The organism is Rhodococcus sp. Z13_19A, assembly GCF_058133575.1.
In genome coordinates this window covers 135,633-148,788 of the sequence record NZ_JBYUNN010000002.1, presented here as the reverse complement: position 1 = coordinate 148,788, position 13,156 = coordinate 135,633, and the positions used below count along the sequence as shown (strand labels likewise).

The window sequence follows — 13,156 nt, the reverse complement described above, 5'->3', positions numbered from 1 at the left end:
GTGCTGACACGCAACGGACGGCTGGTCGCGGCAGGGCTAGGAGTGCTGGCGGTGGTGGCCGCAGGCTGCTCGTCGGACCCGCACCTGCCCGAGATCACCTTCTTCGCCGACGGCGACACGGTGGCCACCGGCCCCACCACCTACTGCTCGCTGGACTTCACCGAGTGCCGCACCGGCAGCACCGCCGAGCTCCCGGTGCGGGTGGGCTCCCCGCTGCAGGTGTCGCTGCCCACCGACATCGGTGACGCGCCCTGGCGGCTGCTGACCACCTACCGCACGCCGGCCGGTGCGGACGAGATCACCCAGCAGTACTTCCGGCCCGGCGAGCGCCTGGCCGTGACGGTGACCCCGCCCGACCCGTCGGCCCAGCTGACCGGCGTGGAGGTCCAGCTGCCGTCCGGGGCCACTGACGCGGACGGCAACCCGATCGCCCGCGCGACGTGGTCGGTGCGGACCGACCCCACGCCGGTCTCGGCGAGCTAGCTGTCCAGCTCGCGCGCCACCGCCCGGACCACCTCGGAGATGCGGTGCGCCGTCTTGCGGTCGGGGTAGCGCCCCTTGCGCAGGCTGGGCTGCACGGTGGCCTCGAGCATCGTGATCATGTCCTCGACCATCCCGTGCAGCTCGTCCGGCGTGTGCCGCTTCGCCGAGGCTGCCGGGGCCTGCTGCTTGATCGACGGCGTGGGCTCGACGATCTTCAGGCTGAGCGCCTGGGGTCCGCGCCGACCCGAGGCCATGCCGAACTCCACCTTCTGGCCTGCCTTCAGCGACTCGACGCCCTCGGGCAGCGCGGACGAGCGGACGTAGACGTCCTCGCCCTGCTCCTGGGAGAGAAAGCCGAAGCCCTTCTCCGCGTCGTACCACTTCACCTTGCCGGTTGGCACCCTGCTCACCTGTCCATCATTCGGTCGCAACTCCTGGGTCGCACCTCTAGCACGACGAACGCGCCCCTTGTCCGACTAGGGCGCGTTCGGTCCAGGATACCGGCCCAGGCCCGCGGCGGCACCACCATCAACCGGTCGCGCTACCGTGGGCGCGTGTCTCCCACCCCCGCCGGCACCACCCACGGCCGCTCCCGCCTGTTCACCACCGGCCTCGTCCTGTTCGCGCTGGGGGTGCTGGGCGTCCTCGCCATCTTCCTGAGCCGGCCGGTCGCCGACGTCGACCCGCCGCTGGCGCTGTACCTGATCGGCATGCTGGTGCCGGTGGGCCTGTTCCTCTCCGTGTTCTCCGCCTTCCGCGAGGGCCGCCGCACCCGCTGAGGCTCGCCCTCACGAGCCGGCGCGCCCCAGCAGCGCGGCGGACTGCTCGCGCATCTCGACCTTGCGCACCTTGCCGGTGACGGTCATCGGGAACTCCTCCACCACGTGCACGTAGCGGGGGATCTTGTAGTGGGCCAGGTGTCCGCTGCAGAACTCCCGCACGCTCTCCGCGGTGAGCTCGGGTGCGCCGGTGCGCAGCTGCACCCACACCATCAGCTCCTCGCCGTAGCGCTCGTCGGGCACGCCGATCACCTGGGCGTCGCGGATGTCGGGGTGGGTGTGCAGGAACTCCTCCACCTCGCGCGGGTACACGTTCTCCCCGCCGCGGATCACCATGTCCTTGATGCGGCCGGTGATCTGCAGGTAGCCGTCGTCGTCCATCACCGCCAGGTCGCCGGTGTGCATCCAGCCCTGCTCGTCCACCGCCTCGGCCGTGCGAGCCGGGTCGTCCCAGTAGCCGAGCATCACGCTGTAGCCGCGGGTGCACAGCTCGCCGGTCTCTCCGCGGGGCAGCACGTCGCCGGTGGCGGGGTCGACCACCTGCACCTGCAGGTGCGGGCCCACCCGCCCCACCGTCTGCACCCGCCGCTGCAGGGAGTCGTCGGAGCGGGTCTGGGTGGACACCGGGGAGGTCTCGGTCATGCCGTAGCAGATGGACACCTCGGCCATGTGCATCCGATCGATCACCTGGCGCATCACCTCGGCCGGGCAGGGCGAGCCGGCCATGATGCCGGTGCGCAGCGAGGACAGGTCGTGCGCGGCGAAGTCGGGCAGGGCCAGCTCGGCGATGAACATCGTCGGCACCCCGTAGAGGCTGGTGCACCGCTCCGCGGCCACCGCGGCGAGGGTCGCGGCGGGGTCGAAGCCCTCCGCGGGGATCACCATCGCCGCCCCGTGGCTGGTGCAGGCCAGGTTGCCCATCACCATCCCGAAGCAGTGGTAGAAGGGCACCGGGATGCAGACCCGGTCCCGCTCGCTGTAGTGGCAGAGCTCGCCCACCAGGTAGCCGTTGTTGAGGATGTTGCGGTGGCTGAGCGTGGCGCCCTTGGGGAAGCCGGTGGTGCCGGAGGTGTACTGGATGTTGATCGGGTCGTCCGGGTGCAGTCCCACCGCCACCGCTGCCACGGCCGCGTCGTCCCGGCCGCCTGCGGCGAGCGCGTCCCACGCGGGGGTGTCCAGCAGCACCACCTGCTCCAGCGCCACGCACCGTGGGGCCACCTCAGCGAGCATGGCGGCGTAGTCGGCGGCGCGGAAGCGCGGTGCGGCCACCACCAGGCGGATGCCGGCCTGGTCGAGGACGTACTCCAGCTCGTGCACCCGGTAGGCGGGGTTGACGTTGACCAGGATCGCGCCGACCTCGGCGGCGGCGTACTGGACGAGCGTCCACTCCGGACGGTTGGGCGACCAGATGCCGACTCGGTCGCCCACCGCGACGCCGGCCCGCAGCATCCCGGCGGCCAGCTCCAGCACCGCCGCGTGCAGCTCGTCGTAGCTCCACCGTCGGCCGGTGGGCACGTCCACCAGGGCGTCCCTGCTGCCGTGCCTGCGCACGGTGTCGGCGAGGTTGGCGCCGATGGTCGTGCTCAGCAGCGCCGGCGTGTCGGGTCCGCGCGCGAACGACGGCGCACCCGTTCCTGCTGGCTGCGCGACCCCTGGACCTGACCCCTGCTGCCGTTCCACCGGCATCCCCCTGCCCGCTGCACCCCTGCCGCCGCGCCGCGGCTGGCGGCGCCTGGTGCCATCGTGCCCGAACAGGCGGCTGCCGGGGAGACGCAGAACGCCCCGGCCGTGTGGCCGGGGCGTTCTCGTGGTTGCTGGTGGTTCTGGGTCAGTCGTCCCAGGGACCGAGATCTGATTCAGGCACTGTTGTTCCTCTCGAGCTGGCCGTCTCGACACACTTGTGGAGACGGTCTGTGACTTTCCTACTGCTTGGGGATGTCCCGCGGAGCAAGAACCGGGCGCGTGACGCGCTCTCGGGCAGCCGCTAGGTGGGCTGCTGCACCAACCGTACAGCACGGTGCGGCAAAGGGGAAGAAGGAGGGAAGAACGGACATCCGCCTACTCTGGTGGCATGAGGCTGCTGCTCAACATCATCTGGCTCGTGTTCGGTGGGATCTGGCTGGCCCTGGGCTACGTCCTGGCGGGAGCGATCTGCTGCGTGCTCATCGTGACCATCCCGTTCGGCATCGCCTCGTTCCGCATCGCCGGCTACGCGCTGTGGCCCTTCGGCAGTGACGTGGTGCGCAAGCCGACCGCGGGCGTCGGCTCGGCCGTCGGCAACGTCATCTGGTTCGTCTTCGCCGGTTGGTGGCTCGCCATCGGGCACGTGCTCAGCGCCATCGCGATGGCGCTCACCATCATCGGCATCCCGCTGGCCGTGGCCAACCTGAAGATGATCCCGATCTCGCTGACCCCGCTCGGCAAGGACATCGTGGCGGCGCCACGCAGGTGAGCACAGTGGCGGCGCCACGCCGATAGACACAGTGGCAGCGCAGGTGAGCCCCGCTCAGCCGAAGGGGCGGGCGGTGTGGCCGACCAGGTCCGCCACGGAGTCCAGCACCAGCGTGGGCCGGTAGGGGAAGCGCTCCACGCTGGCGACGGTGGAGATCCCGGTCATCACCAGGATGGTCTGCAGCCCCGCCTCCAGGCCGGAGACGATGTCGGTGTCCATCCGGTCGCCGATCATCAGGGTGTTCGCCGAGTGCGCGCCCAGCCTGCGCAACCCGCTGCGCATCATCAGCGGGTTGGGCTTGCCGACGTAGTACGGCTCGTGGCCGGTGGCACGGGTGATCAGCGCCGCCACCGCTCCGGTGGCGGGCAGCGAGCCCTCCCGCGAGGGGCCGGTGGCGTCGGGGTTGGTGGCGATGAACCGGGCGCCACGCTCCACCAGCCGGATGGCGGTGGTGATGGCCTCGAAGGAGTAGGTACGGGTCTCGCCCAGCACCACGTAGTCGGGGTCGCGGTCGGTGAGGACGTAGCCGACGTCGTGCAGCGCGGTGGTCAGGCCGGACTCCCCCACCACGTAGGCGCTGCCCCCGGGACGCTGGGAGTCCAGGAACGTCGCGGTGGCCAGAGCCGAGGTCCAGATCGACTCCTCGGGCACGTCCAGGCCGGTGACCAGCAGCCGGGCGCGCAGGTCACGCGGGGTGCGGATGGAGTTGTTGGTGAGCACCAGGAACGGGTTGCCGGCGGCCTGCAGCTCGGAGAGGAACACGTCGGCGCCGGGGACGATGGTGTCCTCGTGCACCAGCACGCCGTCCATGTCCATCAGGTAGGTCCAGGCGGCGGCGGCGTCCTTGCTGGCCTCGGGGTCGCTGGCGCTCGGGTCGGTGCTCACCGTCCCAGTCTGACCCACCACGACCATTCCTGGGCAGATCAGCGCAGGTGCACCCGGACCTCGGCTGCCTTGACCACGAAGTACGCGCGGTGCCCGGGCACCAGGTCCAGCTCGGCCACCGATGCCGTGGTGACGTCGGCCAGCAGCACCTCGCCGCCGTCCTGCACCGCACGCACCCGCACCAGCTGACCCCGTGGCTCCACCGCCGTCACGCGCACCGGGACGGCGTTGCGCGGGCTGCCACCGGGTGGCTGCACGTGCACGGCCACGGCCAGCGGGTCGAACACGGCCACCGCGGCCTGCCCCGGGCGGCAGTCCTCGTCCAGCACACCGGCCAGGGCGGTGCCGCTGGCGGTGCGCAGCCCGCGCTCGGTCACGGTGCCCAGCAGCAGGTTCAGCCCGGCGATGCGGGCCGCGAAGGAGCTGCGGGGACGGCTGAGCACCTGTGCCGCCGGACCGGCCTCCACCACCTGACCGCCCTCGACCACCACCACCCGGTCGGCGAGCACCAGGGCGTCGAGCACGTCGTGGGTGACCAGCAGCGCGCTGCGTCCGCCCTCCTCGCGCAGCACCCGGCGCAGCACCGAGCGCATGGCCGGGGCCGCGCCCACGTCCAGCGCCGCCATCGGCTCGTCCAGCAGCAGCAGCGCGGGCTCAGCCGCCAGCGCCCGGGCCACCGCCACCCGCTGCGCCTGCCCACCCGACAGCGCCGCCGGCCGACGCCCCGCCAGCTCGGTGGCCCCGACCTCCGCCAACCAGCGCGCCGCGACGGTGGCGGCCGCGCGGCGTCCCTGCCCGGCGCTGCGGGGACCGAACGCGACGTTGTCGGCCACGCTCAGGTGCGGGAACAGCAGCGGGTCCTGGGCCAGCAGCGCGACCCCGCGCCGGTGCGGTGGCACCCGGGTCCCCGTGCCGGTGTCCAGCAGCACCCGCCCGTCCAGGCTCACCCTCCCCTCGTCAGGGTGCAGCAGCCCGGCCACCACCGACAGCAGGGTGGACTTGCCTGCGCCGTTGGGCCCGAGCACCGCCACCACCTCACCGGCGCCCACCTCCAGCTCGAGCTCCACGCCGCGCGCGGCGACCTGTGCACGCACCGCCAGCGCACCGGTGCGCACCGGCCCGCCGGTCACAGCGCACCCGAGCCGGCCCGGCCGCGCGCGGCCACCACCACCAGGACGGCGACCACCACCAGCACCAGCGACAGCGCGACGGCGGCGTCGGCGTCGGTCTCGCGCTGCAGGTAGATCTCCAGCGGCAGGGTGCGGGTGACGCCCTCCAGGCTGCCGGCGAAGGTGAGGGTGGCCCCGAACTCGCCGAGCGCGCGGGCGAAGGAGAGCACCGCACCGGAGACCAGCCCGGGCAGCACCAGCGGCAGCGTCACCCGGCGCAGCACCGTCGCCGGACGCGCGCCCAGGGTGGCCGCCGCCGCCTCGTAGCGCTGCCCCGCGGTGCGCAGGGTTCCCTCCAGGCTGAGGACCAGGAACGGCAGCGCCACGAACGTCTGAGCCAGCACCACCGCGGTGGTGGAGAAGGCGATGTGCAGGCCCAGCGCGTCCAGGTGCTGCCCGAGCAGGCCCCTGCGCCCGAAGGTGTACAGCAGCGCGATGCCGCCGACCACCGGGGGCAGCACCAGCGGCAGCAGCACCAGCGCCCGCAGCACCCGCAGGCCCGGCAGCTGCACGCGAGCGAGCACCAGGGCCATTGGCACGCCCAGCAGCACGCAGAGCACGGTGGCGGCGGCGGAGGTGCGCAGGCTCAGCCCCAGCGCGGCCAGCGCCGACGGCGAGGTGACCAGGGACGGCAGCTCGCTCCAGCGCACCGTGGCGACCATGCTCACCAGTGGCAGCAGCACGAACAGCGCGCCGATCACCGCGGGGACGAAGACCCAGCGCGGCACGCCCGAGAAGGTCCGCCCCGGACGGAGGACGTTCACGGCGCGGCGAGGCCGGCCTGGGCCAGCACGGTCCGGCCCTGCTCGCTGGTGAGCAGGGTGAGGAAGTCCTCGGCCAGCGCGGGGTCCTTGGCGCCGGTGAGGACGGCCGCGGGGTAGCGGTTGACCGCCGCGCTGCTCTCGGCGAAGTCGACCCCGCTGACGCGGTCTCCCGAGGTGGTGACGTCGCTGCGGTAGACCAGCCCGGCGTCGGCCTCCCCCACCACCACCTTGTTCAGCACGTCGGTCACGGACGACTCCTCGCTCACCGGGGCGAGGCGCACGCCCGCGGCGCCGGCGGCCTTCGTGGCGGCGGTCCCGCACGGAACCTGCACGGCGCAGAGCACCACGGCGGTGCCCGGGCGAGCCAGGTCGGCCAGCCCGGTGACTCCGCGCGGGTTGCCCGGGGCGACGGCGATCTGCAGCGAGTTGGTGGCGAAGGTGGTGGGCGCGCCCGTCACCAGCCCGGCGTCGACCACTCGCTGCATCGTCGTCTCGTCGGCCGAGGCGAACACGTCGGCGGGCGCCCCCTGGTCGATCTGGGTGGCCAGCGCGGAGGAGCCGGCGAAGCTGTAGCTGACCCGGGTGCCGGGGTGGGCCTGCTCGAAGGCGGCGGCCAGCTGGGTGAAGGCCGGCTGCAGGGAGGCCGCGGCGAAGACGGTGAGCGTGCCCGGACCGTCGGCGCCGGTGCTGCACCCGGTGGCAGCGGAGACCGCCAGCACCGCCAGCCCGGCGGGCACCGCGTGGCGCAGACCCCGCCGCCGGCGCACCGTCACTGCTGCCCCTCGGGGGTCTCCACGATCACCGTCGTCGCCTTGACCACCGCGACGGCCACCCGGCCGGGCTCCAGGCCGAGCTCGCGCACCGCCTCGCTGCTCATCAGCGAGACCACGCGGTGCGGCCCACACTGCATCTCCACCTGAGCCATCACCTCGTCGGCCACCACCCGGGTCACCAGCCCGACGAAGCGGTTGCGCGCCGACCTCCCCACCCCGGACGGATCAGTGGTGGTGGTGGCGTGCGCGGTGGCGTGGGCGGCCAGCTCCGCCCCATCGACGACCATGCGTCCGGCGGTGTCGCGCTGCGCGCTGAGCGCCCCGGAGTCCACCCAGCGACGCACGGTGTCGTCACTGACGGCGAGCACTGCCGCCGCTTCACTAATCCTCAGCTGCGGCATGAATCGCACGCTATACCCGCACGTGCGGAACAGCCATCCATGGCAGCCCCTGCGCGGGCCCCTTTGTCCTTCTGCTGCCCCTCGTCGGCCTCGATAGGCTGGCCGCATGACCGTTGTCTCACTTGGCCTGCCCGTGCCGGGCCGCGGTGGCGTCACCCCGCCACGCGACCCGGCGCGCCCGCAGACCTCGGCCCTGCTGGACTCCCACGGCCGGGTCGCCACGGACCTGCGGATCTCGCTCACCGACCGCTGCAACCTGCGGTGCACCTACTGCATGCCGGCCGAGGGCCTGGACTGGCTGCCCACCTCCGAGCTGCTCACCCGCGCGGAGCTGGCCCGGCTGATCCGCATCGCGGTCACCGACCTGGGCGTGCGCGAGCTGCGCTTCACCGGCGGCGAGCCGCTGCTGCGCGGCGACCTCGCCGGGATCATCGCCGACGCCGCCGCGCTGCGTCCGCGGCCGGAGATCTCGCTGACCACCAACGGGCTCGGCCTGGTCCGCAAGGCCAAGGCCCTGCGCGCCGCGGGCCTGGACCGGGTGAACGTCTCGCTGGACACCGTCCGCCCCGCGCTGTTCCACCAGATCACCCGCCGCGACCGGCTGGCCGACGTCCTCGCCGGGATGCGGGCCGCGGCCGACGCCGGGCTGACGCCGGTGAAGGTGAACGCGGTGCTGATGCGGGGCATCAACGACGACCACGCGCCCGAGCTGCTGCAGTTCTGCCTGGAGCACGGCTACGAGCTGCGGATCATCGAGCAGATGCCGCTGGACGCCCAGCACGGCTGGGAGCGCAGCGAGATGGTCACCGCCGAGGAGATCCTGGCCTCGCTGCGCACCGCCTACGCGCTCACTCCCGACAGCGAGGCGCGCGGAGCCGCGCCCGCCGAGCGCTGGCTGGTCGACGGCGGACCCGCGACGGTCGGCGTCATCGCCTCGGTCACCCGCCCCTTCTGCGGTGACTGCGACCGCACCCGGCTCACCGCCGACGGCCAGGTCCGCAGCTGCCTGTTCTCCACCGGCGAGACCGACCTGCGCGACCTGCTGCGCTCCGACGCCGGTGACGACGCGATCGCGCAGCGCTGGCAGGACGCCATGTGGGCCAAGCTGCCGGGTCACGGGATCAACGACCCCGGCTTCCTGCAGCCCACCCGCCCGATGAGCGCGATCGGGGGCTGACTCGTGAGCACCTCCCCGGAGAGCACCAGCCCGACGACCAGCGCACCCGCCATCGAGCTGGAGGTGCGCTACTTCGCCGCGGCGCGGGCCGCGGCGGGCACCCCCACCGAGATCGTGAGCGCGCCGGCCGGCACCACGCTCAGCACGCTGCTGGCCGTCCTCGCGGAGCGACACCCGCCCCTGGTCGAGGTGCTCAAGCGTTGCTCGTTCCTGCTCGACGAGGTCGCCGTCCGCGACCGCGAGCGGCCGCTGCCCCCCGGCGGCACCGTCGACGTGCTGCCACCTTTCGCGGGCGGATAACAGTCAGATAAACGTCTGGCCAACGTGATCTCGGTCACATCACGGCGGGATAACGAGTCCGCAACGAACAGACGCGTCAGTGCTCTGACCTGGGGTTATGCCGGGATCGTCAACTGTGGCAGGGACGTTACAAGTAACAAATCGGCCACAGTGGACGAGGTGACGGCAGCCTGCGCCGCACGTACCGTTCCCCCTGGCCGGAACAGCCCCGGCCGAACCGGTCCGCCGCGCCAAACCCTGCTCCGTGGGAACCGGTTACCTCGAGAACCATCAGGAGCAGGGACGGAGGACCCACGTTCGGGCAGCCGAACGACGGGCCGAGGCGCAGATCTGCTGCCTAGGTCCTTGGGGTGAAGCGAAACCACTCGAGCCACGGGTGGGGAAGCCGGGCTACCTCTCAGCCCGAACCCGACAGCTGACTTCGCAGGCGCGTATGGAGAGGATCCACCCAGATGTCCCGTACCCAAGGCCGTCACCGCAAGCCCACCACCACCAGCCGCACCGTCGCCAAGGTCGCTCTGACCGGCATGGTCGTCGGCGCCCCCCTCACCGTGCTGGCCGCGCCCGCCTCGGCGGCCTCCGCCAGCCAGTGGGATGCAGTCGCCCAGTGCGAGAGCACCGGCAACTGGTCCATCGCCAACGGCAACGGCTTCTACGGCGGCCTGCAGTTCACCGCCAGCACCTGGAAGGCCTTCGGCGGCCACGCCTACGCCCCGCAGGCCAACCAGGCCAGCAAGGCCCAGCAGATCGCCATCGCCGAGCGCGTCCTCGCCGGCCAGGGCAAGGGTGCCTGGCCCGTCTGCGGCAAGGTGCTGACCGGCTCGGGCAACGCGTCGGCCACCGCCGGTGCCAGCGCCCCGCAGGCGTCCACCAAGTCGGCTCCCAAGGCCGCTGCTCCCAAGGCTGCCGCCCCGAAGGCTGCTCCTAAGGCTGTCGCCCCCAAGGCTGCTGCTCCGAAGGCTGCCGCCCCCAAGGTCGCGACCAAGGCCACCACCAAGACCACGACCAAGGCGGCGACCTCCTCGGCCGGCACCTACACGGTCAAGTCCGGTGACACGCTGTCCGGCATCGCCCGCTCGCAGGGCATCTCCGGTGGCTACCAGGCCATCTTCCAGCTGAACAAGGGCACCATCAGCAACGTCAACGTGATCTACCCCGGCCAGGTCCTCCACCTGGGCTGATCCACAGCACCACAGCAGAAGACCCCGGCAGCCTCCACGGTGCCGGGGTCTTTCGCTGGGGCAGGTATGGCCGCGGCCAAATGGTCTGGCTGCGCGATCACGGTTTCCGTCTACGGCTCGCCAGCCGTGGACTCCCTCAGCCTGGGAACGTCATCATCTAGCGCCTGGGCAGCACGGTAGAACCTCGAACGGCGACCGTCTCAAGCCCAGACCGTCACGGCGCTTGGCGCGCCCCAGCAGGAGGGCGCCGAAGACATGCGCCACCAGCCCATTCTCAGGAGTAGGGGTGCCAGTCGATCCTGCAGCAACCGGACCCCCAGCTCCTCCAGCTCGCGCACACTCTCGATCGAGTGCAGCGACGACCGGCCCAACCGGTCGGGTCGCCACAGCACCATGGTGTTCCCAACCTCATTAACTCGGTCAGTTGAAACCGCTCCGTCGTCGATCCCGAAGCGGTGTCAGTCCAGCTTCCCCAGCAGCCCGCGGCGCTCAACGCGTCGAGCTGCAACGCGGGATCCCGCACGGTGGTCGACACCCGTCACGTATCCCAATACTCCACCCTGCCGATCGCCTGCGTCAGAACTGGTCGACGAGATCGCTCGTGACACGCACACTGTGACCATCAGTTTTGCGACATCCAGCCGTTCCCTCGACCTGCATGACCGCTCGGCAGCCGGCTGGGCCTGGCGGTGTCTCAGAAACGACCGCATTTGACACCGCCCACAAATCGCTATCGCCAAACAGCTCAGAATCCTGCGATCGCTCAGTAGTCCGTCTAAAGATCGACGGCGACCGTTTGGCCGTGTGGTGGCGGTGGCCACCTTCGCCCTGATCATCGCAGTTATGGCGGCCCCTACCGGGACCGCAGAGACCGCCACCGCGCAGTGCGGTGGCGGCCCCCGCACCGTCTACCTCAGCAAGGCAGAGACCGCAGCCTTGGCCAAGGTCGGGCGCCGGCACTTCCCGCCGCCGCGCCGTGGCAGCTCAAGGCGAGCTACACCGCACTCGTCGAGGGCCACCGCTGGATCGCCCGGCAGTACGCCAGCAAGGGGCTGTACTCAGCCTTCTGCCTGTCGATCGACCCGCGGGAAAGCCAGGGCCACGTGAGCGTGCCGTCCGCTCGTCCACCGGTACAGGCAGTGGATCACCCAGCCCTACGGGGCGGCGACCGCGTAGCTGTTCTGTGGAACTGTGGTTCGAGTCATCGACCTACCGAAATCGACCTCCCTCCGGTGACGGTGTTCTCCCTAGGGCGGTTCTCATCACCATCCTTCAGCGACTGCGCGGAGGCTTAGCGTTAGAGAGATTCGGATGCGCCGGGCGCTGTGGCCCCGAGTGCTCTGCGCTGATCCCAGTGTTGCCCAGATGGAGAGTCCATACTCGCTGACGCCCGCCAAAAATGCCATCGTCAGTCGAGCTCGCGACCTCGCCGACCTGAGTGAAGTTCAGCGGCCGAGCTGGCGCTGGATGCGGCTCGCTGAGCGATCCCGTGACGGCCTAGACGTCGCTCAGAGAATTAACTCATTGGCCGGTCGCACCTCAGGTATGGCAAAAGTTGATCTTGGCGCTTTGACCGCGATTAACACCATCGTAGAACTGCGTCGCCACCGCAGGAGGGCCCGCAGAGCGGCCTAGTTATCAAGGTTACGGCCTCGGCAATGAACACCCACCGTATCGAAATAGGCATGAGGTGCGTGACCAACGTGTCCTCAGTGCATCTGGATCGACCAGTGAGAGCGTCAGTGGGAGGTCACTCCCATGCCTCAACTAATTGACGGGTACAATTTTACCTTTTGGAGGCCTTGGTGCGCAACATTGCGACGATGCTAGGCCGCAGAAGATCATCGGCTACTCTCGGCACACGTCCGCGGCTGATTTGTTCACAGTAACCGGCTAGGTGATGGGCATTCTTTCCCCGCCAGCCATGACCGAGTGCCCAGGCCTGCATCGCGTCTGCTCGCAGTTGGAATCCTGCATAGCGTAACGCAAGCAAGCCTCGTACTACATAACGCTGGTTATAGCCGGTCCTGATCGTGCGGCTGCCATTGATCGCAAGCGTCATGCTCCGAAGTCCGCGAACGACCACCGGATGCAGGATTGGAGGAGCATCCAACGCCCAGTCGATCCCATCTCCGAGGACCACAGGATCGACGGCCTTTACCCACCAGGCAAGTCGTTCGGGCACCCACGGCACGATACACATGGCCGTCGGCTGACCGATTGGTATCTTGGCCAAATCGTCGGTGGCATGCCAGAGTCCGAGTACCGGCCCCTCGCGCCAGTCTGAGCAGTACCGGCCCCGTGATGTTCCTAGGGCGACATCGGGCTCCTCCAAGATAGCCTTCACCCGACGATCTCTGTGAATGTCCTTGTTTCGGGGGACCCACAGCAGGATCTTCTGCCCCGGCTTCTTGTGCAGCCGCACCCAACGGTACGCAAGCTCAATAGCTGTCGGGTCTCCTGCACTGCTGTTAGTGACAGCGCGGGGATAATCAAAGCCCCTGTCCAACATCAACTGCTCTGCCGATCGTGCAGCGGCTAGTTCGTCGGTTTCAGGCTGCCACGGAGGTCGGACTAGCGTGAAGGGTTGACTGTATCTGTTCGGCGTCTTACCCATGTCTTGCCCCACTCCTTCAAACGCTTGCGAGGTCAGCGAATTCGAGCCGGAGACACTAGGTGCCCATTTCGCCCCACCAGGGCACCCTCGCTCCACACTTGCCAGACTCCCTGCCGGGGAACCTTCGACTGACCCGTGTACGTCAATTGGTCTTTCGCAAATTTGCACCTCCGAT

At 70.3% G+C, this 13,156-nt stretch carries 14 protein-coding genes and 1 riboswitch; of the genes, 6 read left to right on the top strand and 8 right to left on the bottom strand.

Annotated elements, in window-relative coordinates; genetic code table 11:
* The gene (locus AC3YNX_RS07405; RefSeq protein ID WP_127782011.1) at positions 1-483 is read left to right on the top strand and encodes a DUF2771 domain-containing protein; all 483 of its coding nucleotides are present in this window, start codon (positions 1-3) and stop codon (positions 481-483) included.
* Here the strand turns inward: AC3YNX_RS07405 and AC3YNX_RS07400 are convergent.
* The gene (locus tag AC3YNX_RS07400; protein WP_127784618.1) at positions 480-884 is read right to left on the bottom strand and encodes a cold-shock protein; all 405 of its coding nucleotides are present in this window, start codon (positions 882-884) and stop codon (positions 480-482) included. The two genes, AC3YNX_RS07405 and AC3YNX_RS07400, sit on opposite strands and share 4 nt — an antisense overlap.
* A 153-nt stretch (positions 885-1,037) precedes the next feature.
* On the opposite strand from AC3YNX_RS07400, the gene AC3YNX_RS07395 reads away from it, so the two are divergent.
* Positions 1,038-1,262, top strand: coding sequence for a hypothetical protein (locus AC3YNX_RS07395; protein WP_489983571.1), 225 nt, complete (start codon positions 1,038-1,040; stop codon positions 1,260-1,262).
* A 9-nt stretch (positions 1,263-1,271) separates the two neighbouring features.
* Here the strand turns inward: AC3YNX_RS07395 and AC3YNX_RS07390 are convergent, their stop codons facing one another.
* A complete protein-coding gene (locus tag AC3YNX_RS07390) occupies positions 1,272-2,948 on the bottom strand; it encodes an AMP-binding protein (RefSeq protein WP_489995063.1) in 1,677 nt (558 codons plus the stop codon).
* Positions 2,949-3,333: 385 nt separating this feature from the next.
* Here AC3YNX_RS07390 and AC3YNX_RS07385 point away from each other — a divergent pair, with 385 nt between their 5' ends.
* Positions 3,334-3,714, top strand: a complete 381-nt coding sequence (locus tag AC3YNX_RS07385; RefSeq protein WP_127782009.1) for a YccF domain-containing protein — start codon at positions 3,334-3,336, stop codon at positions 3,712-3,714.
* Positions 3,715-3,768: 54 nt separating this feature from the next.
* On the opposite strand, the gene AC3YNX_RS07380 is transcribed toward AC3YNX_RS07385, so the two are convergent.
* The 5 genes from AC3YNX_RS07380 to AC3YNX_RS07360 all read right to left on the bottom strand — a co-directional run bounded on the left by AC3YNX_RS07380 (position 3,769) and on the right by AC3YNX_RS07360 (position 7,706).
* Positions 3,769-4,530 carry an HAD-IIA family hydrolase gene (locus AC3YNX_RS07380; protein WP_127784616.1) on the bottom strand — a complete coding sequence of 254 codons (762 nt, stop codon included), beginning with the start codon at positions 4,528-4,530 and terminating at the stop codon, positions 3,769-3,771.
* Positions 4,531-4,637: 107 nt separating this feature from the next.
* Positions 4,638-5,729, bottom strand: coding sequence for a sulfate/molybdate ABC transporter ATP-binding protein (locus AC3YNX_RS07375; RefSeq protein ID WP_489995062.1), 1,092 nt, complete (start codon positions 5,727-5,729; stop codon positions 4,638-4,640).
* Entirely contained in the window at positions 5,726-6,532 is an 807-nt protein-coding gene (locus AC3YNX_RS07370) for an ABC transporter permease (protein ID WP_489995061.1), read from the bottom strand. Before AC3YNX_RS07370 ends, AC3YNX_RS07375 begins: the two co-directional genes overlap by 4 nt.
* Positions 6,529-7,305 carry a molybdate ABC transporter substrate-binding protein gene (modA, locus tag AC3YNX_RS07365; RefSeq protein ID WP_489995060.1) on the bottom strand — a complete coding sequence of 259 codons (777 nt, stop codon included), beginning with the start codon at positions 7,303-7,305 and terminating at the stop codon, positions 6,529-6,531. Before modA ends, AC3YNX_RS07370 begins: the two co-directional genes overlap by 4 nt.
* The gene (locus AC3YNX_RS07360; RefSeq protein WP_127782006.1) at positions 7,302-7,706 is read right to left on the bottom strand and encodes a TOBE domain-containing protein; all 405 of its coding nucleotides are present in this window, start codon (positions 7,704-7,706) and stop codon (positions 7,302-7,304) included. The genes modA and AC3YNX_RS07360 overlap by 4 nt, the downstream gene beginning before the upstream one ends.
* Before the next feature lie 106 nt (positions 7,707-7,812).
* On the opposite strand from AC3YNX_RS07360, the gene moaA reads away from it, so the two are divergent.
* The 3 genes from moaA to AC3YNX_RS07345 all read left to right on the top strand — a co-directional run bounded on the left by moaA (position 7,813) and on the right by AC3YNX_RS07345 (position 10,364).
* Entirely contained in the window at positions 7,813-8,883 is a 1,071-nt protein-coding gene (gene moaA / locus AC3YNX_RS07355) for a GTP 3',8-cyclase MoaA (RefSeq protein ID WP_489995059.1), read from the top strand.
* Positions 8,884-8,886: 3 nt separating this feature from the next.
* Entirely contained in the window at positions 8,887-9,183 is a 297-nt protein-coding gene (locus AC3YNX_RS07350; protein WP_489995058.1) for a MoaD/ThiS family protein, read from the top strand.
* A gap of 255 nt (positions 9,184-9,438) precedes the next feature.
* A riboswitch (cyclic di-AMP (ydaO/yuaA leader) is annotated at positions 9,439-9,629 on the top strand.
* Between the two features lie 6 nt (positions 9,630-9,635).
* Entirely contained in the window at positions 9,636-10,364 is a 729-nt protein-coding gene (locus AC3YNX_RS07345; RefSeq protein ID WP_489983564.1) for a transglycosylase family protein, read from the top strand.
* Between the two features lie 1,786 nt (positions 10,365-12,150).
* Here the strand turns inward: AC3YNX_RS07345 and AC3YNX_RS07340 are convergent.
* The gene (locus AC3YNX_RS07340; protein WP_489995057.1) at positions 12,151-12,981 is read right to left on the bottom strand and encodes a DUF1889 family protein; all 831 of its coding nucleotides are present in this window, start codon (positions 12,979-12,981) and stop codon (positions 12,151-12,153) included.
* Positions 12,982-13,156: the final 175 nt, after the last annotated feature.

Coding starts and splice junctions, on each gene's coding strand:
- AC3YNX_RS07390 (WP_489995063.1), bottom strand. CDS start 2,948: ATGCCGGTGGAACGGCAGCAGGGGTCAGGTCCAGGGGTCGCGCAGCCA.
- AC3YNX_RS07385 (WP_127782009.1), top strand. CDS start 3,334: ATGAGGCTGCTGCTCAACATCATCTGGCTCGTGTTCGGTGGGATCTGG.
- AC3YNX_RS07380 (WP_127784616.1), bottom strand. CDS start 4,530: ATGGACATGGACGGCGTGCTGGTGCACGAGGACACCATCGTCCCCGGC.
- AC3YNX_RS07360 (WP_127782006.1), bottom strand. CDS start 7,706: ATGCCGCAGCTGAGGATTAGTGAAGCGGCGGCAGTGCTCGCCGTCAGT.
- moaA (WP_489995059.1), top strand. CDS start 7,813: ATGACCGTTGTCTCACTTGGCCTGCCCGTGCCGGGCCGCGGTGGCGTC.
- AC3YNX_RS07345 (WP_489983564.1), top strand. CDS start 9,636: ATGTCCCGTACCCAAGGCCGTCACCGCAAGCCCACCACCACCAGCCGC.
- AC3YNX_RS07340 (WP_489995057.1), bottom strand. CDS start 12,981: ATGGGTAAGACGCCGAACAGATACAGTCAACCCTTCACGCTAGTCCGA.